This window comes from Streptomyces sp. Edi4 (assembly GCF_040253615.1).
In the GTDB taxonomy this organism is placed as follows: domain Bacteria; phylum Actinomycetota; class Actinomycetes; order Streptomycetales; family Streptomycetaceae; genus Streptomyces.
Genome location: NZ_JBEJGY010000004.1, coordinates 3,523,929 through 3,548,068, shown reverse-complemented (window position 1 = coordinate 3,548,068; position 24,140 = coordinate 3,523,929). Strand labels below are relative to the sequence as shown.

General features: G+C 72.9%; 21 protein-coding genes. 10 read left to right on the top strand and 11 right to left on the bottom strand.

Annotated features, from left to right (window positions below; translation table 11 throughout):
• Positions 1 to 20: 20 nt before the first annotated feature.
• Entirely contained in the window at positions 21 to 245 is a 225-nt protein-coding gene (locus tag ABR738_RS18120) for a hypothetical protein (protein WP_350231022.1), read from the bottom strand.
• A gap of 120 nt (positions 246 to 365) precedes the next feature.
• The gene (locus ABR738_RS18115; RefSeq protein ID WP_350231021.1) at positions 366 to 1,502 is read right to left on the bottom strand and encodes a citrate synthase 2; all 1,137 of its coding nucleotides are present in this window, start codon (positions 1,500 to 1,502) and stop codon (positions 366 to 368) included.
• A gap of 301 nt (positions 1,503 to 1,803) precedes the next feature.
• On the opposite strand from ABR738_RS18115, the gene pdxH reads away from it, so the two are divergent.
• Both pdxH and ABR738_RS18105 read left to right on the top strand, forming a co-directional pair.
• On the top strand, positions 1,804 to 2,427 hold the full coding sequence (gene pdxH / locus ABR738_RS18110) for a pyridoxamine 5'-phosphate oxidase (protein ID WP_350234636.1): 624 nt from the start codon (positions 1,804 to 1,806) through the stop codon (positions 2,425 to 2,427).
• Positions 2,428 to 2,885: 458 nt separating this feature from the next.
• Positions 2,886 to 4,247 (top strand): PAS domain-containing protein, encoded by a 1,362-nt coding sequence (locus ABR738_RS18105; RefSeq protein ID WP_350231020.1) that lies wholly within the window; start codon positions 2,886 to 2,888, stop codon positions 4,245 to 4,247.
• 339 nt (positions 4,248 to 4,586) lie between these two features.
• Here the strand turns inward: ABR738_RS18105 and ABR738_RS18100 are convergent, their stop codons facing one another.
• Complete coding sequence (locus ABR738_RS18100; RefSeq protein ID WP_350231019.1) at positions 4,587 to 5,342, bottom strand: SIS domain-containing protein; 756 nt, start codon at positions 5,340 to 5,342, stop codon at positions 4,587 to 4,589.
• 212 nt (positions 5,343 to 5,554) lie between these two features.
• Between ABR738_RS18100 and ABR738_RS18095 the strand changes: the two genes are divergently transcribed.
• Together ABR738_RS18095 and ABR738_RS18090 are read left to right on the top strand one after the other, a co-directional pair.
• Positions 5,555 to 6,247, top strand: coding sequence for an iron-dependent transcriptional repressor DtxR (locus ABR738_RS18095; protein WP_350231018.1), 693 nt, complete (start codon positions 5,555 to 5,557; stop codon positions 6,245 to 6,247).
• Positions 6,248 to 6,872: 625 nt separating this feature from the next.
• Entirely contained in the window at positions 6,873 to 7,733 is an 861-nt protein-coding gene (locus ABR738_RS18090) for an alpha/beta fold hydrolase (RefSeq protein WP_350231017.1), read from the top strand.
• Between the two features lie 685 nt (positions 7,734 to 8,418).
• Here ABR738_RS18090 and ABR738_RS18085 read toward each other — a convergent pair.
• The 3 genes from ABR738_RS18085 to ABR738_RS18075 form a co-directional block, all read right to left on the bottom strand.
• The gene (locus tag ABR738_RS18085; RefSeq protein ID WP_350231016.1) at positions 8,419 to 10,011 is read right to left on the bottom strand and encodes a transporter; all 1,593 of its coding nucleotides are present in this window, start codon (positions 10,009 to 10,011) and stop codon (positions 8,419 to 8,421) included.
• Complete coding sequence (locus ABR738_RS18080; protein ID WP_350231015.1) at positions 10,008 to 10,832, bottom strand: ABC transporter ATP-binding protein; 825 nt, start codon at positions 10,830 to 10,832, stop codon at positions 10,008 to 10,010. The genes ABR738_RS18085 and ABR738_RS18080 overlap by 4 nt, the downstream gene beginning before the upstream one ends.
• 115 nt (positions 10,833 to 10,947) lie before the next feature.
• Positions 10,948 to 11,655 (bottom strand): bifunctional DNA primase/polymerase, encoded by a 708-nt coding sequence (locus tag ABR738_RS18075; RefSeq protein WP_350234635.1) that lies wholly within the window; start codon positions 11,653 to 11,655, stop codon positions 10,948 to 10,950.
• A 259-nt stretch (positions 11,656 to 11,914) separates the two neighbouring features.
• On the opposite strand from ABR738_RS18075, the gene ABR738_RS18070 reads away from it, so the two are divergent.
• Together ABR738_RS18070 and ABR738_RS18065 are read left to right on the top strand one after the other, a co-directional pair.
• Positions 11,915 to 13,297 carry an NsdA family TPR-like regulatory protein gene (locus ABR738_RS18070; protein ID WP_350231014.1) on the top strand — a complete coding sequence of 461 codons (1,383 nt, stop codon included), beginning with the start codon at positions 11,915 to 11,917 and terminating at the stop codon, positions 13,295 to 13,297.
• A 112-nt stretch (positions 13,298 to 13,409) separates the two neighbouring features.
• Positions 13,410 to 15,209: a hypothetical protein gene (locus ABR738_RS18065; RefSeq protein ID WP_350231013.1), complete on the top strand. Its 1,800-nt coding sequence runs from the start codon at positions 13,410 to 13,412 to the stop codon at positions 15,207 to 15,209.
• 66 nt (positions 15,210 to 15,275) lie between these two features.
• Here the strand turns inward: ABR738_RS18065 and ABR738_RS18060 are convergent, their stop codons facing one another.
• The gene (locus tag ABR738_RS18060; RefSeq protein ID WP_350231012.1) at positions 15,276 to 16,655 is read right to left on the bottom strand and encodes an ABC transporter substrate-binding protein; all 1,380 of its coding nucleotides are present in this window, start codon (positions 16,653 to 16,655) and stop codon (positions 15,276 to 15,278) included.
• A gap of 173 nt (positions 16,656 to 16,828) precedes the next feature.
• Here ABR738_RS18060 and ABR738_RS18055 point away from each other — a divergent pair, with 173 nt between their 5' ends.
• Positions 16,829 to 17,275 carry an SCO4402 family protein gene (locus tag ABR738_RS18055; RefSeq protein ID WP_350234634.1) on the top strand — a complete coding sequence of 149 codons (447 nt, stop codon included), beginning with the start codon at positions 16,829 to 16,831 and terminating at the stop codon, positions 17,273 to 17,275.
• A 78-nt stretch (positions 17,276 to 17,353) separates the two neighbouring features.
• The gene (purU, locus tag ABR738_RS18050) at positions 17,354 to 18,205 is read left to right on the top strand and encodes a formyltetrahydrofolate deformylase (protein ID WP_350231011.1); all 852 of its coding nucleotides are present in this window, start codon (positions 17,354 to 17,356) and stop codon (positions 18,203 to 18,205) included.
• A 57-nt stretch (positions 18,206 to 18,262) separates the two neighbouring features.
• Here purU and ABR738_RS18045 read toward each other — a convergent pair whose 3' ends face one another.
• Together ABR738_RS18045 and ABR738_RS18040 are read right to left on the bottom strand one after the other, a co-directional pair.
• Positions 18,263 to 19,642, bottom strand: a complete 1,380-nt coding sequence (locus ABR738_RS18045) for a zf-HC2 domain-containing protein (RefSeq protein ID WP_350234633.1) — start codon at positions 19,640 to 19,642, stop codon at positions 18,263 to 18,265.
• An 8-nt stretch (positions 19,643 to 19,650) separates the two neighbouring features.
• Positions 19,651 to 20,229, bottom strand: a complete 579-nt coding sequence (locus ABR738_RS18040) for a sigma-70 family RNA polymerase sigma factor (RefSeq protein WP_350231010.1) — start codon at positions 20,227 to 20,229, stop codon at positions 19,651 to 19,653.
• Positions 20,230 to 20,439: 210 nt separating this feature from the next.
• Between ABR738_RS18040 and ABR738_RS18035 the strand changes: the two genes are divergently transcribed.
• Both ABR738_RS18035 and ABR738_RS18030 read left to right on the top strand, forming a co-directional pair.
• Positions 20,440 to 20,814: an STAS domain-containing protein gene (locus ABR738_RS18035; RefSeq protein WP_350231009.1), complete on the top strand. Its 375-nt coding sequence runs from the start codon at positions 20,440 to 20,442 to the stop codon at positions 20,812 to 20,814.
• A gap of 115 nt (positions 20,815 to 20,929) precedes the next feature.
• The gene (locus ABR738_RS18030; protein ID WP_350231008.1) at positions 20,930 to 21,478 is read left to right on the top strand and encodes an EF-hand domain-containing protein; all 549 of its coding nucleotides are present in this window, start codon (positions 20,930 to 20,932) and stop codon (positions 21,476 to 21,478) included.
• A 42-nt stretch (positions 21,479 to 21,520) separates the two neighbouring features.
• Here the strand turns inward: ABR738_RS18030 and ABR738_RS18025 are convergent, their stop codons facing one another.
• On the bottom strand, positions 21,521 to 22,465 hold the full coding sequence (locus ABR738_RS18025; protein WP_350231007.1) for a phosphatidylinositol-specific phospholipase C: 945 nt from the start codon (positions 22,463 to 22,465) through the stop codon (positions 21,521 to 21,523).
• Between the two features lie 58 nt (positions 22,466 to 22,523).
• A complete protein-coding gene (locus ABR738_RS18020; protein WP_350234631.1) occupies positions 22,524 to 24,059 on the bottom strand; it encodes a class I adenylate-forming enzyme family protein in 1,536 nt (511 codons plus the stop codon).
• Positions 24,060 to 24,140 lie beyond the last annotated feature (81 nt).

Here is a 24,140-nt window from a genome sequence, read left to right as displayed (position 1 = left end):
GTCCGGTCCTGGGTCCTCGGTCAGAGGAGGATCAGGAGCAGGCTGGTCAGCAGACCGTAGTGACGGTGCCCGTTGTTGCCGTTGTTGCCGTTGTTGCCGTTGTTGTAACCGTTGCCATAGCCGTGGCCGTCGTGGGCGACGACGCCCACGGGCGTGCGCGGGGCGGCCTGGGCGGTCGCGGAGGCGGGAACGATCACGGCGGCGGCCAGTGCGGCCACAACGGCGGCGCGGCGGATGAGGCTCACAGAGAACTCCACATTCTGGGGGAAATAGGGCGATTGCGACCGTAGATCCCTCTCCGTACGCCGTGTGTTCGACGCGCGCAATCACCAGTCGAGATTGCGCCATCCGCCACGCGCCCGGCCTCAGCCTGCCGCGTCGGCGCCGCCCGGCCTGCCTGAGATGTCCGTAATATCGGCGGCCCCCTCGATCGACCGCGGGTCGCGCGAGCCGGGCCCCACATACCGTGCCGAGGGGCGCACCAGACGGCCCGTGCGCTTCTGCTCCAGGATGTGCGCCGACCAGCCCGCCGTGCGCGCACAGGTGAACATCGAGGTGAACATGTGCGCCGGCACCTCGGCGAAGTCCAGCACGATCGCCGCCCAGAACTCCACGTTGGTCGCGAGCACCCGGTCGGGCCTGCGCGCGTGCAGCTCTTCGAGCGCCGCCTTCTCCAGGGCCTGCGCCACCTCGAAGCGCGGCGCGGCCAGCTCCCGCGCCGTGCGCCGCAGCACCCTCGCGCGCGGGTCCTCGGCGCGGTAGACGCGGTGGCCGAAGCCCATCAGGCGCTCGCCGTTGTCGAGGGCGCGCTTCACGTACGCCGTCGCGTCGCCGGTCCGCTCGATCTCCTCGATCATGCCGAGCACGCGCGAGGGGGCGCCGCCGTGCAGCGGGCCCGACATCGCGCCGACCGCGCCCGACAGGGCGGCCGCGACGTCCGCTCCGGTGGAGGCGATCACGCGGGCGGTGAACGTCGAGGCGTTCATGCCGTGTTCGGCGGCGCTCGTCCAGTACGCGTCGACCGCCTTGACGTGCTTGGGGTCCGGCTCGCCGCGCCAGCGGATCATGAACCGCTCGACGACGGACTCGGCCTTGTCGATCTCCCGCTGCGGCACCATGGGCAGGCCCTGGCCGCGCGCGGACTGGGCGACGTAGGACAGCGCCATGACGGCGGCGCGGGCCAGGTTGTCGCGGGCGGTGCGCTCGTCGATGTCGAGCAGGGGCTTGAGCCCCCACACCGGCGCCAGCATGGCCAGCGCGGACTGCACGTCCACCCGGATGTCACCGGAGTGGACCGGGATGGGGAAGGGCTCGGCCGGCGGCAGGCCGGGGTTGAACGCCCCGTCCACCAGAAGGCCCCACACGTTCCCGAACGAGACGTGGCCGACCAGGTCCTCGATGTCGACGCCCCGGTAGCGAAGGGCGCCGCCCTCCTTGTCCGGTTCGGCGATCTCCGTCTCGAACGCGACGACTCCTTCAAGTCCGGGTACGAAGTCGGACATCAGGCGGCTCCTCAGGGTGGATGCGACGGGGTACGGGCGGGCCGTGCCGCCCCGGGTCCCACGGTCATGCCCCGTACGACGGCCGGGAATCCCGCCGGGGGCCGGCCGCGTGTAGGGAGGCCACAGCGGCCCAGCCGAGAGTTTGGCGGGTCCCGACGGCGCGGGGAAGCGTGACATCCGGCACACTGCCCCCTTTCGGCGGCGCGGGGTTGGCTCCCCGCCGTCGCGGGCAGACTGGGGCCCCGGCGGGCCGGCGCGGTGCGGCAGGATGGGGTACGTGACCGACCTGGACCCCGCAGCGATGCGTGAGCAGTACCGCACCACTGTCCTCGCGGAGGAGGACCTGGCCCCCACGCCCATCGGGCAGTTCGCCCGCTGGTTCAAGGACGCCGTGGCCGGCGGCCTGCACGAGCCCAACGCGATGGTCGTCGCCACCGCCACCCCCGAAGGGCGCCCCTCCACCCGCACCGTGCTCCTGAAGTCCTACGACGAGCACGGCTTCGTCTTCTTCACCAACTACACCTCGCGCAAGGCCGCCGAGCTCACCGCGAACCCGTACGTCTCGCTGCTCTTCCCCTGGCACCAGCTGGCCCGCCAGGTCATCGTCACCGGCACCGCGTCCCGTGTCCCGCGCGAGGAGACCGAGCGCTACTTCCGCAGCCGCCCGCACGGCTCGCGGCTGGGCGCCTGGGCCAGTCCGCAGTCCGCGGTGCTCGCCTCGCGGGACGAACTGACCGCACGGTACGAGGAGTTGGCGGCCCGCTATCCCGAGGGCAGCGATGTGCCGGTGCCCGATCACTGGGGCGGGTTCCGGGTCGCGCCGGGGAGCGTGGAGTTCTGGCAGGGTCACGAGAACCGGCTGCACGACCGGCTGCGGTACGCGCCGCAGGGCTCCGGCTGGCGCGTGGAGCGACTGGCACCCTGACCGCGGGCGCCGCCTCCGGCCCCGGCGTCTCCCGGGCACCCGTTGCGGGCACGCAGAAACCCGCGGGCTCGGGTTCCTCCGGAGAGGAGCCGGCCGGACGTACCGGCGAGCCCGCGGGTCGGTGACTGCTGGAGATTGGCCGGCGCCAGGCCGGCACCGCACAAAGAGTGCGACTGGGGCGTCAGCCCGCAGCCACCTCACGCGTCCGGTTTGCGTACATCTGTCAAACCACCTCCCTTCTCGTGTGCCCCACACATTAGGCAGCGCTCCGACACCCCTCAACCCATTTATTCGCCCCCCGGAACGCCGGGTCGAAGTGGCCGGTTGGCGACGTTGGCCGGAAGGGATTTCCGCGAAGCCTGTGTGGGCTGCGTCACGTTCGAGTTGAATGATCCGACGTGCGTGACTGAGCGCGTAGGCCGCGTCATGCGGCGACGACGTCCTGTAGGGGGTCCAGGATGACTGCTTCCCGGAGCGAGACCACCAGGATGACCGGCCCGGACGGGCCGGGCGCGGAGCCCGGCGGACCGCCCCTGCCCGGACCCGGCGACGACCTGCTGGCCGCGCTGCTCGACGGGATGGACGCCGCGCTCTGCGCCTTCGACGCGGACGGCGTTCTCACCCACTGGAACCGCGAGGCCGAGCGGATCCTCGGCTGGCCGGCCGAGGAGGCCGTGGGCCGGCACGGGTTCGCGGGCTGGGCGGCGCGGGCCGCCGACGCCGAGGACATCCACGGGCGGCTGATGGCGGTGATGGACGCGCCGGGCCGCCAGGTGCACGAGTTCGCGCTGCTGCGCAAGGACGGCGGCCGGGTCCTGGTCCGTACGCAGTCGGCGGCCGTGTGGGACGCGGACGGGGCGGGCGCCGGGGTGTACTGCGCCTTCGGCGAGGTGCACGCGCAGATCGACCTGGAGCGGTCCATCGCACTGAGCGAGGCCCTGTTCGAGGACGGGGCCTGCGGGGTCGTCCTCGTCGACGTGGACCTGCGCCCCACCGTCGTCAACGCCCGCGCCGCCCGGGCGCTCGGCGCCGCGCGCGCGAGCCTGCTCGGCCGCCCGCTCGGCGAGCTGATCGCGCAGGGTGTGGAGGATCTGGAGGGCGCGCTCCAGCACGTACTGTCCGAGGGCACGCCGGCCGGGCCCGTCGAGGTGTGGGTGACGCTGCGCACCGCCGAGGGTGAGCGGCGGCGCTGCTGGCGCAGCGGCTTCGTGCGGCTGTCCTCGCCGCTCGCCGAGGAGCCTGTGCCGCTGGGGGTGGGCTGGCTCTTCCAGGACGTGACCGACCAGAAGTGCGCGGAGCAGGAGGCGGACCGGCTCCGCTTCCGCTCCAGCCAGCTGCACCGGGCCGCGTGCAACGCGGCGGAGTACGAGGATCCGATGGAGGCGGTGACCTGCCACCTGGACTACGCCCTGGCAGGTTTCGCCGACCACGCGCTGGTCGACCTGGTTGTGGGGGAGAGGTTGGTGCGGGCGGCCGAGACACCGTCCGACGCGCCGGGGCCGACGGCGCTGGTGGCGGGCGGGGGCATCCCGGTGCGCTATCCCCCGGGCCACCCCGCGCTCCAGGCGGTCGACAGGACGGGGTCGGTGCGGGCCAGTGCGCGGGGGGAGGGGGACGGGTGGGCGCGGGAGCGGCAGTGGCCGTCGGATGCCGCGCACGCGCTGTGCGTGGTGCTGCGCAGCCGTGGCCGCACGCTCGGCGTCCTGACCTTTTTGCGGGGTCCGTCCCGGCCGGCCTTCGAGCGTCCCGACGCGACGTACGCGGAAAGCGTCGCCTCCAGAGTGGCCACCGCCACCGACCTGGCCCGGCTCTCCCCCTGACCCCGCCTTCCCGTTCGGGCCCGGCGCGGGGTGCGCTTTCGCCTGCGAACCGTGCCGGCTTGGTCGCGCAGTTCCCCGCGCCCCTGAGTACTCGGCCCTGGCCAGGACCGGCAACCTCAGCCCGTCCGGCGATTGAGGACGAGGCCCTTCAGGCCGAATGGGGTCTGGGGCGGAGCCCCAGGGAGCTCGGGTGCGGACCGTGCTGGGTTGGTCGCGCAGTTCCCCGCGCCCCTAACAGGGCTCATGCTGGCCCGCATGGGCATACCTCAGCCCGTCCGGCGCTTGAGGACGAGCGCGTTCAGCGCGAACGGGGTTTGGGGCGGAGCCCCACGGTGGGGGTCAGTGGCGGAAGAAGATGCGGTCCGCGTACTCCGTCATGACGCGGCCATTCCACTCATGCCCCCCATCGACGTTCCCCGAACGAAGAAGCGGCGGCTCGATCCCCCGGGCAACCAGCGCCTCCGCCGCCGCGGCCATCACCGCCTGCACCACCGCACTCGTGACCACCGTGGACGCCGGCGCGAACGGCGCCTCGATCCCGTCGTGGGTCAACTCCGCGTCCCCGACCCCGATCTTGCTGTCGAGCACGATGTCGCAGTGGTCGCGCAGAAACGTACCCGAGACGTGCCGCGACCGCGTCCCCTCCGCGTACGCCACCGACGTGACCCCGATGACCTTGAGCCCGAGCGCCCGCGCGTTCATCGCCATCTCCACGGGCAGCGCGTTGCGCCCGGACAGCGAGATGATCACGAGGGCGTCACCGGGCTTGGCGGGGCTCGAGTCGAGGACCGCGCCGGCCAGCCCGTCGACCCGCTCGAGCGCGGAGCCCAGCGTCGCCGGCATGACGTCGACGCCGACCACGCCCGGCACCGCGAGCAGGTTCATCAGGGCGAACCCGCCGGCCCGGTAGACCACGTCCTGGGCCGCGAGCGAGGAGTGCCCGGCGCCGAAGGCGAACAATCGTCCGCCCGCCTCCACGGTGTCGGCGATCACCGCGCCGGCGGCCGCGATGTTCAGCGACTCCTCGTCCCGCACCCGCCCGAGCAGCCCGATCGCGGCGTCGAAGAACTGACCGGCCAGCTTGCTCTCGCTCATCGCCGAGGACCCTTTCCGGGGTGGGGGAACGACCGTGCGCCGATCACGGTGCGGTCTGTACCTTTCCCCTGTCAATACGGTGTCCACGCGCGACCGGTCAAGCCGTCGGGACGGCGAACGCTCGCCGGGGCACGGTTGTCAGTCCGATGCGTCAGAATTGGACCCAGGGCCAGCGGCACGACGTTTTTATGTCACAGCATCGAGGGGCACGTATGTCCGGACTGATCGACACCACGGAGATGTATCTCCGCACCATCCTCGAACTTGAGGAGGAGGGTGTGGTCCCCATGCGCGCCCGCATCGCCGAGCGGCTCGACCAGAGCGGCCCGACGGTGAGCCAGACGGTGGCGCGCATGGAGCGCGACGGCCTGGTGCAGGTGGCAGGGGACCGCCACCTGGAGCTGACCGACGAGGGGCGCCGCCTGGCGACGCGCGTGATGCGCAAGCACCGGCTCGCCGAATGCCTGCTGGTCGACGTGATCGGCCTGGAGTGGGAGCAGGTGCACGCGGAGGCCTGCCGCTGGGAGCACGTCATGAGCGAGGCGGTGGAGCGCCGCGTGCTGGAGCTGCTGCGCCACCCGACCGAGTCTCCGTACGGCAACCCGATCCCGGGCCTTGAGGAGCTGGGCGAGAAGGCCGAGGCGGACGCCTTCCTGGAGGACGGCATCATCAGCCTGGGAGAGCTCGACCCGGGCCCGGAGGGCAAGACGGTGGTGGTGCGCCGGATCGGCGAGCCGATCCAGACGGACGCGCAGCTGATGTACACGCTGCGACGGGCGGGCGTGCAGCCCGGCTCCGTGGTGAGCGTGACGCAGTCGCCGGGCGGGGTCCTGGTGGGCAGCAGCGGCGAGGCCGCCGAGCTCGCGGCCGACGTGGCCTCGCACGTCTTCGTGGCGAAGCGCTGAGCGAACGGTTGGCGGGAGCGGGATCACCAGCCTTTACCCACGCGGGAGTTGACGCCTGCGGGTGAAGGAGGCGGAAGCTTGCGGGAAAGGCCGGTTTCCGGCCGGAATGGCAGCGGCCGGGCGGATCGCGTGCGAGGCTGTGGCTCGAGGCATATGACCGTACGGGCGAGCGCACGGGTGAACGCACGAGTGCGCGGCAGGGGAGGGGCGGCAAGGCATGACGCCTTTCGGACCACGCGTCGGACTACGCGCACCACGTGTGCCACTCGCACGACGCGTACCACTCGCACCACCGTCGGCGCCCCGGCGTGCCCGGACGCCGCGGCCCGCCGGCTCACCCGGAGAGAACGAGGGCCCCGGCGCCTTCCGGCGCCGGGGCCTGTCCTCCCCGGTGTCGACCCGGAGCCCCGAGCTCCCAGGGTCGACCCCCGCGGACCGTCTTCCCCGAGCGGCCCGCCTCCCGCAGAAGATCTCCCCTCGGCGTGAGACGTCAATCCTTGAGCGTGGTCACTCGAACGAGCGGTGTTGCCGGAGACACGTGAGTTTTCGAATAGGGGTTCGATACTCTGCCGTCAACTGACCACGCAGTGGGAGCCGTCGGGGGCTGAAGGGGGTGCCAGGGCACATGGTGCGGCGCATCGATGTGACGGGGGCCGGAGGGGTCCGCCTCGCGGCCTGGGAGTTCGCGGAAGCGCCCAAGGGCCGCGCGGAGGCGGACGGCGCGCCCGGGGTCCTGCTCCTGCACGGCCTGATGGGCCGCGCCTCGCACTGGGCGTCCACGGCCCGCTGGCTCGCCGAACGGCACCGCGCGGTCGCCCTCGACCAGCGGGGCCACGGCCGCAGCGACAAGCCGGCGGACGGGCCGTTCACGCGGGAGGTCTACGTGGCCGACGCGGAGGCCGCCGTCGAACAGCTGGGCCTGGCGCCGGTGACGCTCATCGGCCATTCCATGGGCGCGCTCACCGCCTGGCAGCTCGCCGCCAAGCGGCCCGATCTGGTCCGCGCCCTGGTCATCTGCGACATGCGGGCGTCCGCGCTGGGCGCGGCGTCGCAGCGGGAGTGGGAGGACTGGTTCGCGTCGTGGCCGGTTCCGTTCGCGACGCTGGCCGACGTACGCAAGTGGTTCGGCGAGGACGACCCGTGGGTGGAGCGGCCGAGCCCCGCGCGGGGCGAGTTCTTCGCGGAGGTGATGGCCGAGCGGGCGGATGGCTGGCGCCCGGTCTTCTCGCGCCGCCAGATGCTGACGTCCCGGGAGACGTGGGTGCACGACGCGCACTGGGAGGAACTGGCCCAGGTCGAGTGCCCAGCGCTCGTCGTCCGGGGCCTGGACGGGGAGCTGGGCCGCGCGGAGTCCCAGGAGATGGTCCGGGTGCTGCCGCGTGGGCGGTACGCGGAGGTGGCGGATGCGGGGCACCTGGTCCACTACGACCAGCCCGCCGGCTGGCGCGAGGCACTGGAGCCCTTCCTGACCACGCTGGCCCCGTAGCCCGCCGGCTTCGGCTTGCACGGCGCGGGCCGTGACCCCTCCTCGCGCAGTTCCCCGCGCCCCGGTGCTGGCCGGCATGACCCCGTTGGCCCCGTAGTCCGTCGGGGTCCGGCTTTCACAGCGCGGGCCGTGGCCGCTCCTCGCGCAGTTCCCCGCGCCCCCAACCACTAGGCGCTGGCCCGCCCCGGCCACCTCAGCCGGTCCGGCGCTTGAGGACGTCCCTGGGGCGGAGCCCTAGGGCCCCGGCTGCGGGTCGTGGTCGCTTCTCGCGCAGTTCCCCGCGCCCCCTGGCAGGGCTGGTGCTGGCCCGCACCGGCACCCTCAGCCCGTCCGGCGTTTGAGGACGAGCGCCCTTTAGGCGCGAACGGGGTCTGGGGCGAAGCCCCAGGGGGCGCGCCTCTTCACCCGGTGTACGGGCGGGCGGGTGGGCAACCGCGCGACCTGGGGCGGAGCCCCAGGGACCCTGGCTGCGGGCCGTGCGTGGCTGGGCGCGCAGTTCCCCGCGCCCCTGGGCGGGGTTGGTGCTGGCCCGCATGGGCATACCTCAGCCCGTCCGGCGATTGAGGACGAGGCCGTTCAGGCCGAACGGGGTCCGGGGCGGAGCCCCAGGGGCCCTGGCTGCGGGCCGGGGGTGTTGGGGGCGGAGCCCCTGGCCGGGTTGGAGGGGCCGGGCACCTCTGGGATGTCAGCCCGTGCTGACGGCCGCCAGAATCTCCGGCAACCGCCCAGCCATCCGCGGCGCGGCCACCCGCAACCCCACCCAGCACACCAGCCCCCCGTACTCCGCCCCCAGCGGCAACAGCAGCCACAATGCCCCGTGCTGCCCCGCCGTATGCAGCCAGATCGCGAGCAGAATCATCGGTGCGCACAGCAACGTCCCCACCACCACTCCGCCGAGCATCGACAGGAACGCGATTCCCCCCTGCCCCGGCGCGACGTTCCTGCGGCTGTCCTGCGGGATGGAGTACGCCAGCGTCGCCGACGCCACCGCACCCGTCGCCAGCATCGCGCCGAGCAGGGAGAGCGCGAGCCCGACGACCTCAGGCAGCGCCTCCCACGCGCCGAGCATCCCGGCCGTCACCGAGGCCACGAGCACCGTGTACGGAAGCGTCACGAGCAGCAGCGCCAACGCCCGCGCCCGCAGCTCCAGATAGGCGTCCCGGGCCGAGGTGATGGTCAGGAGCACCATCCAGAACGCCGAGGTGTCCTGCCCGAACTGGTTGTACATCTGCATGCCGAGCATGCCGGTCGCGAAGCACGCGAGGTAGACCGTGCCGACGCCCTGCAAGGCGTTGAAGACCGGCACGATCAGGCCGATCGCGAGCGAGGTGATCCACGCGGCCTTGGTCTTGGGGTCCCGCCAGGCGTACCGCAGCGTACGCAGCATGACGGTGCCGGTGCGGCCCTCGGGCAGCAGCGAGCCGAGCCCCCGGCGCCCGGACTTGTCGCGGGAGGCGTCGGCCGCGGCGAGCGTCGATCCGTCCGGCGTGGTCATCAGCTTCACGAGCGAGCGCTGCCAGGCGTACAGGAGCAGCCCCAACGCGGCCAGTGCGATGAGGAGTTGGGCGGCGGCGCGCCCGTACGCCCCCTCGCTCGCCGCGTCCACCGCGCCGATCGCCGAGGCCGGCGGCAGCCAGCGCACCACGTCGCCGGCCGGCTGGAGCGCGGACAGACCGCCGGAGTCCCCGAGCCGCCGCATGCCGAAGTTCACGAACTGCATGCCGACCGCGACGATCAGGCCGCTCAGGACCGCCAGGTCACGCCCCTTGCGGGAGGTCAGCAGCCGGGTGTTGGCGGCGGCCACGGCCCGGGCGAGCGCGACGCACACCAGCAGCGCCAGCGGCACGGCGAGCACCGCGACCAGGACCGCGCCCGCCCCGTGCGCGACCGCGAGCACCGAGCCGAGTACCAGGCAGAGCGTGAACAGCGGCCCGATCCCGACCAGGGAGGCCACGAGCAGCGCGCCGACGAGCGGACGCGGCCGCAGGGGCAGCATGACGAGCCGGGTCGGATCAAGCGTCTCGTCGCCGCTCGGGAAGAACAGCGGCACGACCGCCCAGCCCACCGCGACCAGGGCCACGGCGAGCACCGCGAGGGTGGCGGCGTTGGGGTTGCCGCGCAGCATGACAAGGCCGAGCAGCTGGAGCGCCGCGAAGAGCAGCGCGAGGACGGCGGAGGTGATGAAGGCGGCTCGGCGGCCGCCGGACTGGCGCAGCCCGTTCTTCAGGAGCGACAGTTTGAGCCGGACGACGACCGGGGTCAGGGCGGAGGCGTTCATCGGCTGCCACCGCCGAGCCAGTCGAGGGAGGCGCCCGCGTCGCGGCCGCGCGCGCCGACGAGTTCGAGGAACGCGCTCTGCAACGAGGAGGCGTCCCCGCGCACCTCGGCCAGGGTGCCCTGGGCGCGGATGCGGCCCGCCGCCATCACCGCGACCCAGTCGCACAGCGACTCGACGAGCTCCATGACGTGGCTGGAGAAGACGACGGTGGCGCCGGAGCCGGTGTAGCGCTCAAGGACGCCGCGGATGGTCTGCGCGGACACCGGGTCCACGCCCTCGAACGGCTCGTCGAGGAAGAGGACTTCGGGGTTGTGCAGCAGGGCTGCGGCCAGCCCGATCTTCTTGCGCATGCCGGTCGAGTAGTCGACGACCAGTTTGTGCTGGGAGCCCGCGAGGTCGAGGATGTCGAGGAGCTGGGCGGCCCGCTTGTCGACCTCGGCGCCGGGCAGTCCGCGCAACCGGCCGCAGTAGCCGAGCAGTTCACGCCCAGAAAGCCGCTCGAACAGGCGCAGGCCCTCCGGCAGTACGCCGATACGGGACTTGACCGCGACCGGGTCGCGCCACACGTCGTGCCCGACGACCTCGACCTTGCCCTGGTCGGGCCTGAGCAGCCCGGTCACCATGGACAGCGTGGTGGTCTTGCCCGCTCCGTTCGGCCCGACCAGACCGATGAACCTGCCGGCGGGCAGCTCCAGATCGACGCCCGCGACCGCGACCTGCTCCCCGAATCTCTTCCACAGCCCCTGAACGCGGACGGCGGGCGGCGCCGTCCGCGCTCCGCCCGCCGTGTCCGCCGTTCCCGCTTCCGACTGGTCCGGCATGGTGATGCCCCTTCGTCCCCGTGATGGTGTCTTCCCCACCATAGGAGCCGGGGCGCCGTCCGCCCTAGGGAGTGTCCCCGTCGGCCGGACGGGACTTTGAAGAGTTTTTCACGCCCTAGGGCCGACGGTCCCTGGCGTCGGCGGCCTCGCGTCCGCAGGCGTAGGCGAGCGGGCTGATCAGCTCCTCCGCGTCCAGCAGCCAGCGGTTGGCGGGGGTGGGGCGGCACGCCCACTGCACCGCGCCCGATCCTGCGACCCGGGTCGGCGGCGCCGCCACGTAGTCGCCCTCGCCCCGGGTGACCAGGTCGACAGAGGCGGGCGACCACCCCAGCCTCCGTACGAGATCCGGCACTTTGGCGCCCGCGCCCGGCAGCACGAAGAACAGCATCCGGCGCTCGGGCGTGCGGGTGACCGGGCCGAGCGTGAGCTCCATCCGCTCCATGCGGGCCAGGGCGAGGAACCCGGCCGACTCGGACACGTCGATGGCGTCGAAGGTGCGCCCGGTGGGAAGCAGGATGGAGGCCTTGGGGTGCTTGGACCACATGCGGCGGGCGGCGACCGCGCTGCCGGTGGCCTGTGTCGCCCAGTCGGGCCGCGCGGGGTGCGCACCCGGCTTCGGGCACGCCGTGTCACCGCAGGAGCAGCGCTCGACCCCTTGGTCGGCCTCCAGGAAGGTGCCGGGGAAGACGTCCCAGTGCCGCTCCTCCGCGTACCGTACAGCGCTGTCCAGGAGCTGTTCGCCGCGCTGTTGGGGGATCCGCGCGGATTCCGTGTCCGTACCCGTTCCCGTTCCCGTACCCGTGCCTGTGCTGGTTTCTTCCACGACGCACTCAACTGTGGCCACCACCGCGGGTTACGGGCGTGGCGACCGTGGGATCAGCGGTGTCGCTCCCGCATACGGGGCGCATGGGTGCATGGGCGGGGGCGCGCGTGCGGCTCCGCATCGGTGGCAGGGTAGCCATATGCGGGGGAAGCAACCGGGAATGGTGGCAATGACGCCATATTCCGGATTCCCCTCGTTTCTCTGCATATTCGCAGGGCAAAGATCAGGGTGCTGATCACAGCCGCACCAGGGGGTTCACATGGCAGCCAGGCCTCTCGTCGCCCGCCAGCCCAACGAGCGACTCCAGACGCTCATTCAGGAAGCCGGATGCTCCAACGCCGGTCTCGCCCGCAGGGTGAACATGGTCGGCGCGGAACGCGGTCTCGACCTCCGCTACGACAAGACGTCCGTGGCACGGTGGTTGCGCGGACAGCAGCCCAGGGGGAGGGCGCCCGGCATCATCGCGGAAGCGCTCGGCCGCAAACTGGGCCGTACGGTCACGATCGACGAGATCGGGATGGCCAACGGCAAGAACCTCGCGTCGGGGGTGGGGCTCCAGTTCTCGCCCACCGTGCTCGGCGCGATCGAGCAGGTCTGCGAGTTGTGGCGCAGCGACGTGGGGCGCCGCGACTTCCTGTCCGGCTCCACCGTGGCGGCCTCGGCGCTCGTCGAGCCGAGCCGCGACTGGCTGATCACCGGCACCGACAGCCAGGTCGCGCGCAGCGCGGGGCAGCGGGTCGGCGGGGCCGACGTCGAGGCGGTCAAGGCGATGACGTCCGCGCTCGTCGACCTGGACCACCGGTTCGGGTCGGGGCATGTGCGGCCGGTCGTCGTCCACTACCTCAACAGCGTCGTGTCGGGGCTGCTCGCCGGGTCCTACCGGGAGTCCGTGGGGCGGCAGTTGTTCGCCGCGGTGGCCCGGCTCACCGAACTCGCGGGGTACATGGCCATCGACACCGGCCAGCCGGGCCTCGCCCAGCGCTACTACATTCAGGCGCTGCGGCTCGCCCAGGCCGCCGACGACCGGGGTTACGGCGGCTATGTGCTCGCGGCCTCCATGAGCCACCTGGCCGCCCAGCTCGGCAATCCGCGCGAGATCGCCCAACTGGCGCGCGCCGCACAGGAAGGAGCGCGCGGCCGGGTCACACCGCGCGCCGAGGCGATGTTCTACGCTGCCGAGGCACGCGGGCACGCCCTGCTCGGCGACGCGCGCACCTGCCAGGCCGTGGCGGGCCGCGCGCTCACCGCGCTGGAATCGGCGGACCCGGACTCGGGCGACGACCCGCCCTGGATCGCGCACTTCGACCACGCCTACCTCGCCGACGAACTCGCCCACTGCCACCGGGACTTGGGGCAGGCGGACGCGGCGGCCCGGTGTGCGCGGGAGTCGCTGGCCGGCCACCCCGAGACGCGCGCGCGGCGCCGCGCCATCGGGCTCATCCTGCTGGCCACCGCGCAGGTGCAGCAGCGCGAGGTCGAGCAGGCGTGCGCGACGGGCACCCGGGCGGTGGACCTGCTGTCCACACTGCGCTCCAACCGGGGCGCCGACTATCTGGAGGACTTCCAGGAGCGGCTTGAGCCGTACGCCAACGAACCGGCGGTGCGGGAGTTCGGGGAGCGCCTGGAGGTGCAGGCAGCCTGAGCGCGTGACGTCAAGGGCACCTGAGCAGGGGGTTGTGGGAGGGCTTGGCAAGGGCGTGGGGGGACCCGGTAGCGTGAACCGACGATTCCTAGGTCCACGTACAGGAGTTCCGGTGACGCAGCAGAGCCGACAGGGTGACGAGCCGCAGCATCCGGCTGTGCGGCCCGTGCACGAGGGTGTCGTGCTGCCCGCCGACCAGAGCGTCCCCCGCGCCGGGGAGCCGCTGCCCGCGCCGACCGGAGCCCAGTCGTGGGGGCAGCCCTGGGGCCCCCGGGGCCAGGCCTCGCCGCCGCCGCCCGCCGCGCCCCCTCGGGGGCCGGCCACCTTCGGGCAGCCGCTGCCGCCCGAGAGCGGTGGCCGCGACGCGGAGGCGACGCGGTTCATCGCGCCGGTGCCGGGTGGTCACGGCGGTTCGGGTGACGCCACCCAGTACCTCGCGCCGGTCCCGGCGGGGCCGGGGGATTCCGAGGCGACGCAGTACATCGCTCATGCGCCGGGCGGAGCCGGGGCCGGGGATTCCGAGGCGACGCAGTACATCGCTCATGCGCCGGGCGGAGCCGGGCCCGGGGATTCCGAGGCGACGCAGTACATCGCTCATGCGCCGGGCGGCGCCGGGCCCGGGGATTCCGAGGCGACGCAGTACATCGCCCACGCGCCGGGCGGCGCCGGGGCCTTCGGCGGTGAGGCGACGCAGTTCATCGCGCCCGTGCCGGGTGGTCACGGCGGCCACGGCGGCCACGGCGGTCACGGCGGCTCAGGTGACGCCACGCAGTACATCGCGCCGGTCCCGGGCGGTTCCGGGGACTTCGAGGCGACGCAGTTCATCGCGCCGGTGGCGGGCAGCGGAATCGGCGCCCCGGGCGGTCCGGGCAGTGAGGCCACGCAGTACCTCGCCCCCGTCCAGGGCGGCGCGGGCGCGCTGCCGCCCGAGCACTCCGGCGGCCCTGCCCACTTCCCCGGCGCCCAGGGCCCCGGCCGTGGCGCGGACCCCACCCAGGTCATGGCGCCCGTGCCGGCGGCCCCGCAGGACGCCCCGTACGGGATACGGCCGGGCGAGCCGGGCGAGCGGCAGCCCCCGGCCGAGTTCGACAGCCTCTTCCGGGCGGACGGCTCGCCCCAACAGGGCGCGGAAAGCGCCCAGTTGCCCCGCTTCGGCCCCTCCGTACCCCTCAACCGGCAGCAGCAGAGCCCCCACCAGTCGCCGCAGGCGCAGTTCGGCGCGCAGCCGCCGCAGCACGACCCGGCCGGGCAGCACTCCGCGTACGAGCCGGATCCGCCCCGGCGCAAGGTGCCGGTCGGGCTGATCGCCGGTGTGGTCGTGGGCTGCGCCGTCATCGGGCTCGGCGCGGGCGCCCTCCTGAGCGGCGGCGACACGAAGGACGACAAGCAGCCCGCGGGCGTCAGCTCGCCCGTCAACGGCGCCACCGGCGCCAAGGGGGACGACGCCGACCCCGCCAAGGCGCAGGCCCAGGCTCTCGACAAGGTGCTCGCCGACAGCGGCAGCAGCCGCGACGCGGTGATCGGCGCGGTCGCCGACATCCGCAAGTGCGACAAGCTCGACCAGGCGTCCTCCTCGCTGCGCGGCGCCGCCAAGCAGCGCGGCGACCTGGTGACCCGGCTCGGCGCGCTCTCCCTGGACAAGCTGCCCGACCACGACAAGCTGGCGGCGGCGCTCAGCAAGGCCTGGCAGTCGTCGGCCGCCGCCGACAACCACTACGCGGCGTGGTCCGACGCGGTCGCCGCCGACAAGGGCAAGGGCTGCAAGGACGGCCACGCCAAGCGCACCAAGGACGCGGGCGAGGGCGACAAGGCGAGCGGCGAGGCGACGAAGTCCAAGCAGGAGGCCTCCGGGCTCTGGAACGCGATCGCCACCAAGTACGGCCTCACCAAGCGCGGCGCCACCCAGCTCTAGGCTGCCGCCCACCGCCCGGGCGCGCGGACCACCGCCCGGGCGCGCGGACCACCCGCCCCGCCCGGCTCAGCCGTTGGCGGCGGACGCCTCCAGGGTCGAACTCACGTCGGTGAAGCCCTTCTTGACGGCGACCAGCCGCCCCTCGCGCACCACCTGGAAGGTCACCTGGCGGTTGATGATGCGCGGGAAGTCCGCCGCCGCGAGCATGTCCTCGAAGCGCCAGCGCAGCACGGGCGTGAGGCCACCGGTGTCCACGGTGACGCCCTTGTTGAGCGCGCGCACCAGATCGACGGCCCGCACGGAGTCCTTGTGGAGGGACTCCACCACCGTCTTCAGAGCGGTGTAGGCGATCCACGTCGTCTGCACCCCGGCGTCGGCGGCGTCGATCGCGTCGTCCCCGAAGGCGTGTTCCCTGATGACCTTCTTCATCGGCTCCCAGCGCGGGTCGTCGGACTCCGGGTACCAGCCGGTGACGTACGCGCCCTCGAAGGGGCCGTCCTTGCCGCCGGTGCGGTCGAGCAGCGGCTGGCCGACCGAGCCGATGACGGACGCCACCCGCACCTTCTCCCCGTCGCTCGCCACCCGCCGGAAGGAGTCGAAGAACGTCTCGGTGCGGTCGCCGAGCACCGCCGTCACACAGCCCCTGCCCGCCTTCTGCCCGGGCCCCTTGCGTCCGGCGCCGCTGTCCGCCGCCCCGGCCCGATCGAGCGCCCGGCGCGCCTCCGCGGTGTAGTCGCCCGCGTCCTCGGCGGTGCGGATGTCGACGGCCGCCTCGTGGTGCGCGGCGAGCAGCCCGGCGTTGAGCAGTGTGGGCAGGACGTCGCCGGCGAGGGTGTCGGGCCGTACCAGGGAGACCTGCCCGCACTCGGCGGCGAGCTGCTGCCCGCTGCCCGCGATGAGTGCGGCCTGGCCGCCGTTGACGGGGTAGGAGAGGGCGCTGGTGAACTCGCGGTCGGAGATGCCGTATCCCCCGAGGTAGGGGATGCCGGCGACTTCGAGCGGGGGGATGAAGGCGTTGTCGTACTGACTGTAGGAGCCGACGACGGCGACCGCGTGCTCCTTCACCGCGCGCCGCGCGCAGTCGGACGCGCCGTTGTCGGTGTTGTGCTCGTTGCAGGTGAGCACGGTGAGCCGGTGGCCGTCGATGCCGCCGGCCGCGTTCACCCAGCGCGCGAACGCCTCGGCCATGGCGGGCATGCCGGGGGCATTGGTGGCGGAGGTGCCGTCGGGGGCCCAGGTCATGACGGTGATGGGCTCCCTGGAGCCCCCCGAGACCCCAGGGAGCACACCGCAGCCGGCCAGCAGGGCGGCGCCCACCGCCGAGCACGTGGCGAACACGGTGGCCGTCGTGCCGGACGAACGCGCCGGGCCCGGCCGGGCCGACGAGCTGATCGAGCGGCGGGGCCGGTCCGGACCCCCACGGCGCCGCCATCCGTAACCGGTCATGGGCCCGCACCCTTCCGGGCCAGGGGTAACGCAGTTGTGAGCATGCCTCAACGCAGGGTGAGGAACGGGTGAATTGCGGGGGCCGATCGAGCGGACGTCGGGGGGAACGTACGATCGAAAACGTGCAGCAAGGTTCAGCAGGCTCTTCCCGTCGCGGCCGTCGCTCCTCCACCATGGGCGGCATGCCGTTGAATGACATGCCGTGGTGGCGCTGGCGTACTCACGTACGGTCCGCGCTGCACATGCTCTCCGACCCCGTCTTCCACGAGGAGACCTGGCTGGCCGGGCGCGAAGGGTTCGGGGACGTCACCGACGCCGTGTACCGGCTCGTCGAGGACACCTGGCTGGACAACTGGTCGGCGGAGAAATACGTCGGCACGATCTTCCGCGACTCCGGTGAGGCGGCTCTGGTGGACGCCGCCGTGCTGCGGGTCCTGCGGATCATGCACCAGGTCGGCGCGGACGCCCCGGTCTCCGCCTACCTCGCCCACGAGGCATGGCCGGAGGCCGTGCGGGCGGCGCGCGAGGCGCACGTACGGCTCGCGGAGAGCGACGGCGAGGACCCCGACGCGCCGCCGCGCTCGCTCGAAGTGCTGAGGATCCTGACCCGCTCGGCCTGATCCGTTCCGCCCGGGGCCCGTGGGTCCGGATCCTGGTCGGCCAGGAGCCGGAGGGCGCTGGTGTGGCATCCTTCCTGGATGACTGACCAGTATGTCCTCACGCTCTCCTGTCCGGACAAACAGGGCATCGTGCATGCCGTGTCGAGCTATCTGTTCATCACGGGCTGCAACATCGAGGACAGTCAGCAGTTCGGCGACCGTGACACCGGTCTGTTCTTCATGCGCGTCCACTTCTCGGCCGAGGCCCCGGTGACCGTCGACAAGCTGCGCGCCAGCTTCGCCGCCGTCGGCGACTCCTTCCAGATGGAGTGGGGGATCCACCGCCCCGAGGAGCGGATGCGGATCATCCTGATGGTGTCGAAGTTCGGACACTGCCTGAACGACCTGCTGTTCCGCGCGCAGTCGGGCGCGCTGCCCGTGGAGATCGCGGCGGTCGTCTCCAACCACACCGACTTCGCCGAACTCGTCGCCTCCTACCACGTGCCCTTCCACCACATCCCGGTCACCAAGGACACCAAGGCCGCGGCCGAGGCGCGCCTGGTGACGCTGGTGCGCGAGGAGCGGGTGGAGCTGGTGGTGCTCGCCCGGTACATGCAGGTGCTCTCGGACGACCTGTGCAAGCAGCTCAGTGGCCGGATCATCAACATCCACCACTCGTTCCTGCCGAGCTTCAAGGGCGCCAAGCCCTATCACCAGGCGCACGCGCGCGGCGTGAAGCTGATCGGCGCGACCGCGCACTATGTGACGGCCGACCTCGACGAGGGGCCGATCATCGAGCAGGAGGTGGAGCGCGTCGGGCACGACGTCACTCCGGCCCAGCTCGTCGCGATCGGCCGCGACGTGGAGTGTCAGGCCCTCGCGCGGGCGGTGAAGTGGCACGCCGAGCACCGCATCCTGCTCAACGGGCGCCGTACGGTCGTCTTCGCCTGACGCGGTGCCCGGCGGGGGCGGACGGGCGCGGCCTTCGGCCCCGGGCCGCGCCCCCGCTCACAGCCGGCTCAGTGACGCGGCCGCGAACAGGACGTCGCTGATGGCCTCGCGGTCGCCCAGCTGACCGGCCGCCGCCTCCTCGGGCGGTACGTGGCCCGCGGCCAGCTTGCAGAACTCCACGCCGTCCAGGGCCACATGGGCCACCTCGTGCGCGGGGGAGGCCAGGGCGGCCGGCGAGTCGAGCGCGATGTGCCAGTCGCCGCCGCCCACGCCCTCGATCTCCAGACGCAGCGAACGCCCCGGGGAGCCCGCCGCGACAAGCCCGCGCGGCGGCGAGGCGAGCCCGGCCCTGCGGCGGCCCGCGAGCGTGGCGGGCAGGACCCGTACCGCCAGGTCGATCATGCGGTGCAGATGCGCGCCGGACGGCGGATCGTAGGGATAGTCCACGGCATCGGCGATGTCACCCGCGTGGATCCAGCACTCGAAGGCCCGGTCCAGCATCGCGTCCCGCACCGGCAGGGCGAACTCCCCGCACGCGACGTCCAGTTCGGCCGAACCGCCGCCCGCGAAGGACACCGTGCGGATCAGCGTGTGGGACTGCTCGCGCCAGGGCTCGCGGACCGTGCGGGTCAGCGGGTACCGCGCGGCCCGCCACAGCGCCTCGGTCCGCGCGGTGGGCCCGGCCGCCGATGCGGCGTCCTCGGGGTCCATCCGCACCGGCTCGTCCAGACCGAGCGCGGTGGCGACCATCGCGTCGACGGTCATCAGATGCCCGATGACCCCGGCGACCGTCGTCCTGCGGCTGGCCGGACGGTCGTCCTCGAACCATTTCAGGCGCACCGGCGCGTGCCATTCGGCGTCCCCGAAGTCGTTGAGCAGCGCGTCGAGCCGGGCGGTCTCGGCGTCGTACGGCGCCGCCCAGGCCGGCACCGGGATGCGGGCAGGACGCCGGCCCAGGCAGTTCTCCAGGACGCGGGCGCGCAGCATCGGGTCCAGATCGAGGCTGCGCTCGGCCTGGAGCAGGCCCACCGCGTCCCGCAGCCGCAGCGCCTCGTCCGCGCAGGGCGCGCACTCGGTGAGGTGCGCTTCCACGGCGTCGGTCTCCTCGGCGGAACACGCGGCGAGCGCCCAGGCCCCGAGCAGCGATTTGAGCACGGTGTGCGAGGGCGGCCCCTGCCCCACGCCCGGGCTCCCGGCCCGGGTCCCGGCCCCGATCTCGGCGTCGGCCACGCCCCCGGCATCCGCCCCGGCCCCGGTACCCGCCCCGGCCCCGATCCCGGCATCCGCCCCGGCCCGGGCATCCGCCCCCGCCCCGGCGTCCGGATCGCGCGGTGCGGGGACGAACGTGCCGGGGCCCGTGAGGTCGTCGCCGGCCGAGCGCGGTGCCGGTATGCGCGGGGTGTGCTCGTCGTCGGGCACCGGCTCGCCCTGCTCCATGGGCCCGCTCACAGCGCCCGTCCGTATCCGGGCGGCGCCGCTCCCTGCGGCGGCCGGGTGTTGGCGGAGGAGAGCAGCTGGAGCCCGAGCCGCAGGCGCCGGCGCGCCTCGTCCTCGGTGATGCTGAGATCGGCGGCGGCCTGCCGGTAGTCGCGGCGCTGAAAATAGGCCAGCTCAAGGGCGGCACGCAGCGGCGCGGGCATGGACGTCACGATGTAGTCCGCGCGCGCCGCCGCCGACGCGCGCCGCACCTTCAGCTCAAGCTCCTCCGTCGAGCACCCGCCCTCGCCGCACGAGGACGCCTCCGCCTGGCGCAGCCGCCGCACGGCCTGGCGCTGGGTGAGCTTGGCGACCCAGGACCGCATCGAGCCGAGCTTGGGATCGTAGGCGTCCGGGTTCTCCCAGACGTAACCGAAGACCTCGCGGGTGATCTGGTCCGCCGCGTCCTCGTCGCTGAGCACGCGCTGGGCGAGGCTGTGCACCAAGGAGGCGAACCGGTCGTAGAGCTCACCGAGCGCGGCCGCCTCGCCGCGCGCGAGCCGCTGCTGCATCCGGCGGTCCCACCGAGGTGGCGCGTCCTTCGGCATAGGCTCCCCCACCCTGTCGTTCCCCTGCTGTGCCCCTGTGCGCCCGTCTGTGCGTACCTACGAATGTAATGCGACGGGCTGACAATGCGCGGAGGTTTGCGCCAAGTGCGCCCCCGACGAGCCAGTTGGTGGTAATGGCCGCGTTTCGCGTGGGTGGGCATGGGCAGCCGCGCCTGGGGGGACAGGGCAGCACAGAGAGGGACCAGTGGCGTGACGCTGAGAGTGGACGAGTCCGAGCAGGGCACGTGGACGGTGCTGCGGGTCAGCGGTGAGCTGGATCTGGTCACCTCGCCCCGGCTGCGCCGCCAGGTGCACGAGGCGGTCGCCGAGGGCCGCAGGGATCTGGTCCTCGACCTGTCGGGGGTGCGTTTTTGCGATTCGAGCGGTGTGGGCGTGCTCATCGCGGCGCGCCGTCTGATGCGCTCCTGCCAGGGCCGGCTCCGCCTGATCCTGCCGGCCCGCGGCGCCCTGGACGGCAGCCATGTGAACAAGGTGCTCGCCGCGCTGGGTGTACGCCGGCTGTTCGCGGTGTATGGGGATGTGAACTCCGCATCCGACGACCTGGCCGAACCCCTCTCCGCGTAAGACGGACGCGGCGACGCGGGCCCACCCCCCAGCGCCGCAGCGCCGCCGTCCCCCGCCCGTGGCACACGTCGCCGTATCCCCCGCGCGCGGGCATCAGGAGTCGTACGCTCTCGCCATGGCCAGTATGGACAGCCCAGACAGCGCAGCCGGTCCCGACAGCGGCGAGTACGAGCGGAGGGTGGCGGCCCGCTTCGCCTCCTTCGACCAGGACGGCAACGGCTGGATCGACCGCGAGGACTTCTCGACCGCGGCGGCGGCCCTGCTCGCCGAGTTCGGCACGACCGCCCGCTGCGACAAGGGGCAGGCCCTGTACGGCGGCGCGGAGGCGCTGTGGCAGGGGCTCGCCGGGATCGCGGACGTGGACGGCGACCAGCGGGTCACGCGCAAGGAGTTCGTGGGGGGCGCGCTCAAACGGCTGCGGGACCGCACCAGTGGCTTCACCGAGATCGCGCGCCCCTTCCTGCACGCCGCCTTCGCGGTGGCCGACACGGCCGGCGCCGGCACGGTGGCCGTGGCCGACGCCGAGCGCGCGCTGCGGGCACTCGGCGTCGAGCCCGGGGTCGCGGCGGAGGTCGCCGTGACCCTGGACAAGGATGCCGACGGCCGCGTCACGGAGCCGGACGCGGTGGCCGCCTTCGCCGCCTACTTCACGACGATGCCCTGAGCGCGGCCGCGCCCGGCTCGGCCCGGACCCGGGGCGCGGGGGTCAGTGCCAGTTCCAGTCGATCAGGGTGCGCAGCGTGTCCGCGTGGAAGTCGGGGAAGTCCATCGGGACGACGCCCAGATGGGTCCGCTCGCTCAGGCGCGCGTTCAGATAGCCCTGCACGCCCGGCATGATCGCGTCCGCGTTGACCTTGGGCCAGCCGCCGCCCGCGTAGCTGGTGAAGTTGATGTACAGCTGGGCGGAGTCCTGGTCGTAGAAGGCGTTGTCGAACTGCTGGGTGACCTTGGCGGTCTTCTTCGACGGCCAGGACAGGCCCTGGTAGACGTCCTGGAGCTTGATGTACTGATTGGACAGGAAGTCGTTGTCGCCGCCGGGCCATTGGAGCACCGGCCAGTCGTTGTCGAACTGGGCGATGAGGACGATCTTCCCGCGTGCCTCGCCGAGCGTGGGCACCCGGTCGGTGAGCAGGAAGCGGGAGCGCCAGCCCTTCTGGTCCAGATAGACGTTCAGTACGTTCTTGAAGTTGGCGCCGACCTCGTTCTTGGTCCCGCTCTCCTTCTTCAGCCGCATCAGCAGGACTTCACCGGGGTGGCTGTCGAGGAAGGCCGCGCTCTGGGTCAGGACGTCGCCGAACGTCATGCCCTGGTAGTAGCCGGCGTGGTAGATCCCGAACGCGTCGTCGAGGTGGCCCTGGAGCCCGTTGGCCCGGATGTCGAAGAACCGGATGCCCTCCTGCAACTGCTGGGTCAGACCCCAGTTCTGGGTGTGCGACCACTCGGTGCCGTTGTTCGGGTCGGTGCAGCACGAGTCGTGGGTGCCGGGGATGGTCATCCGCAGCAGGGAGAGGCTGTCGGGCAGCGCGGCCATCCAGTGGGCCGGGTCCGCGCTCGCGCGGGGGCGCACGGCGGCGCGCGCGGTGCCGGGCAGGAGCGCGGCGGCGGAGATCGCGCCGGCGCCGAGTATGAGGTGTCTGCGGGTGAGTTCCATGAGTCCGTCCTTGGGGGAGAGCGGCAGGGCCACACCAGAGGGGTGGCGGGCCCCTGGGTCATGCCCCGCCGAACCGCTGGCGCAACGTGGATTTCACCACCTTCCGCAGTGTCTCGTTTCTCGGCAGCGCCTCCACCACCTCAAGCCGCTCGGGCAACTTGTGCGCCGAGAGCCCCTGGGCCCGCAAGTGCGCCGTGATCCCGGCGAGCGTCAACTCCCGTGCGCCCGGCGGCTGTTCGACGACCGCGCACACCAATTCCCCCCGCTCGGCGTCCGGCAGGCCGATCACGGCGGCGTCCCCCACGTCCGGGTGCGTGTGCAGCAGGTCCTCGATCTCCTTCGCCGAGATGTTCTCCCCCTTGCGGATGATGATGTCCTTGATCCGCCCGGTCAGGACGAGGTGCCCCGACTCCCGCACGTGCCCCACGTCCCCGGTGATCAGGAACCCGTCCGCGTCGAAGGCGGCCCTCGACTGGGCGGGGTCGAGATAGCCCCGGCACACCGCGTCGCCGCGCAGCCGCACCTCGCCGTCCACCCCGGGCGCGAGCGGCCCGCCCGCCCGGTCGGTGACGCGGATCTCCATGCCCGCCGGGGGCCGGCCCTCGGTGGTGGCCAGGTTCTCGGGGGTGTCCTCGGGGTCGCCCATGGTGATCATCGGGACCTCGGTCATGCCGTACCCGTGGGTGAGCTGTACGCCCATCTCGCGCACGACCGCGTGGTAGACCTCCGGCGGCTTCGGCGCCCCGCCGCCCGCGAGCAGCCGGAGGGTGGGGATGATCCGCTCACCGGGCCGCTTGCGCTGCTCGGCCAGGAACATCGAGTAGAACGCGGTCGAGCCGCCGGCCACGGTGACGCCGTGGCGCCGGTACTCCGCCAGCGCGTCCGGCAGCGCGAAGTGCTCGAACAGCACGGCGGGGAAGCCGTGGAGCAGCAGCATCACGGTGTAGTCGGACCCGGCTATGTGGGCGAAGGGGAACGCCATGGAGCCGACGTCGGCCTCCGACAGGCGCAGGGCGCCCGCCAGGCACGAGCCGCCCGCGATCAATGAACGGTCGGTGTGCAGCACGCCCTTGGGGTCGGACGTCGTCCCCGATGTCCAGTAGATCCACCGCACGGACGTACCGTCCCCTGGCGCCGGCGGCAGCACCCCCGGATCGCCGTCGGGCAGGTGGTCGTACGCCTCGAACACGCCCCGCGCGCCGAGTCGGCGCGCCATCGCGGTGTGGTCGAAGCCGCGCCAGACGCCGGGCACCGCGAAGAACTCCGCACCGGACTCCCGCAGCGCGAAGCCGGCCTCGCGGTCGCGGGAGAAGGGGATCAGGGGCGACTGCACCGCGCCGAGCCGGGCGAGCGCGAACGACAGGATCACCGTCTCGATACGGGTCGGCAGCTGCCAGGCCACCACGGTCCCGGGCCGCACCCCCATGCCGTACAGGCCTGCCGCCGCCCGCTCGCAGCGCTCGCGCAGGGCGCCGAAGGTGAGGACGCGGTCGCCCTGGAGCAGAGCCGGACGCCGAGGGGTGAGCGCGGCGCGGCGTTCGGTCAGCTCCCAGAGCGTGCGCGAGGACTCCAGTGCCTGTGCGGTGCCGGTCATGACGCTCATGTCCGCCCCTAACTGACGTACCGTCAGATCTGCGCAGAGCGTAGGCCCCCACTCCTTGCTGGTCCAGAGGCG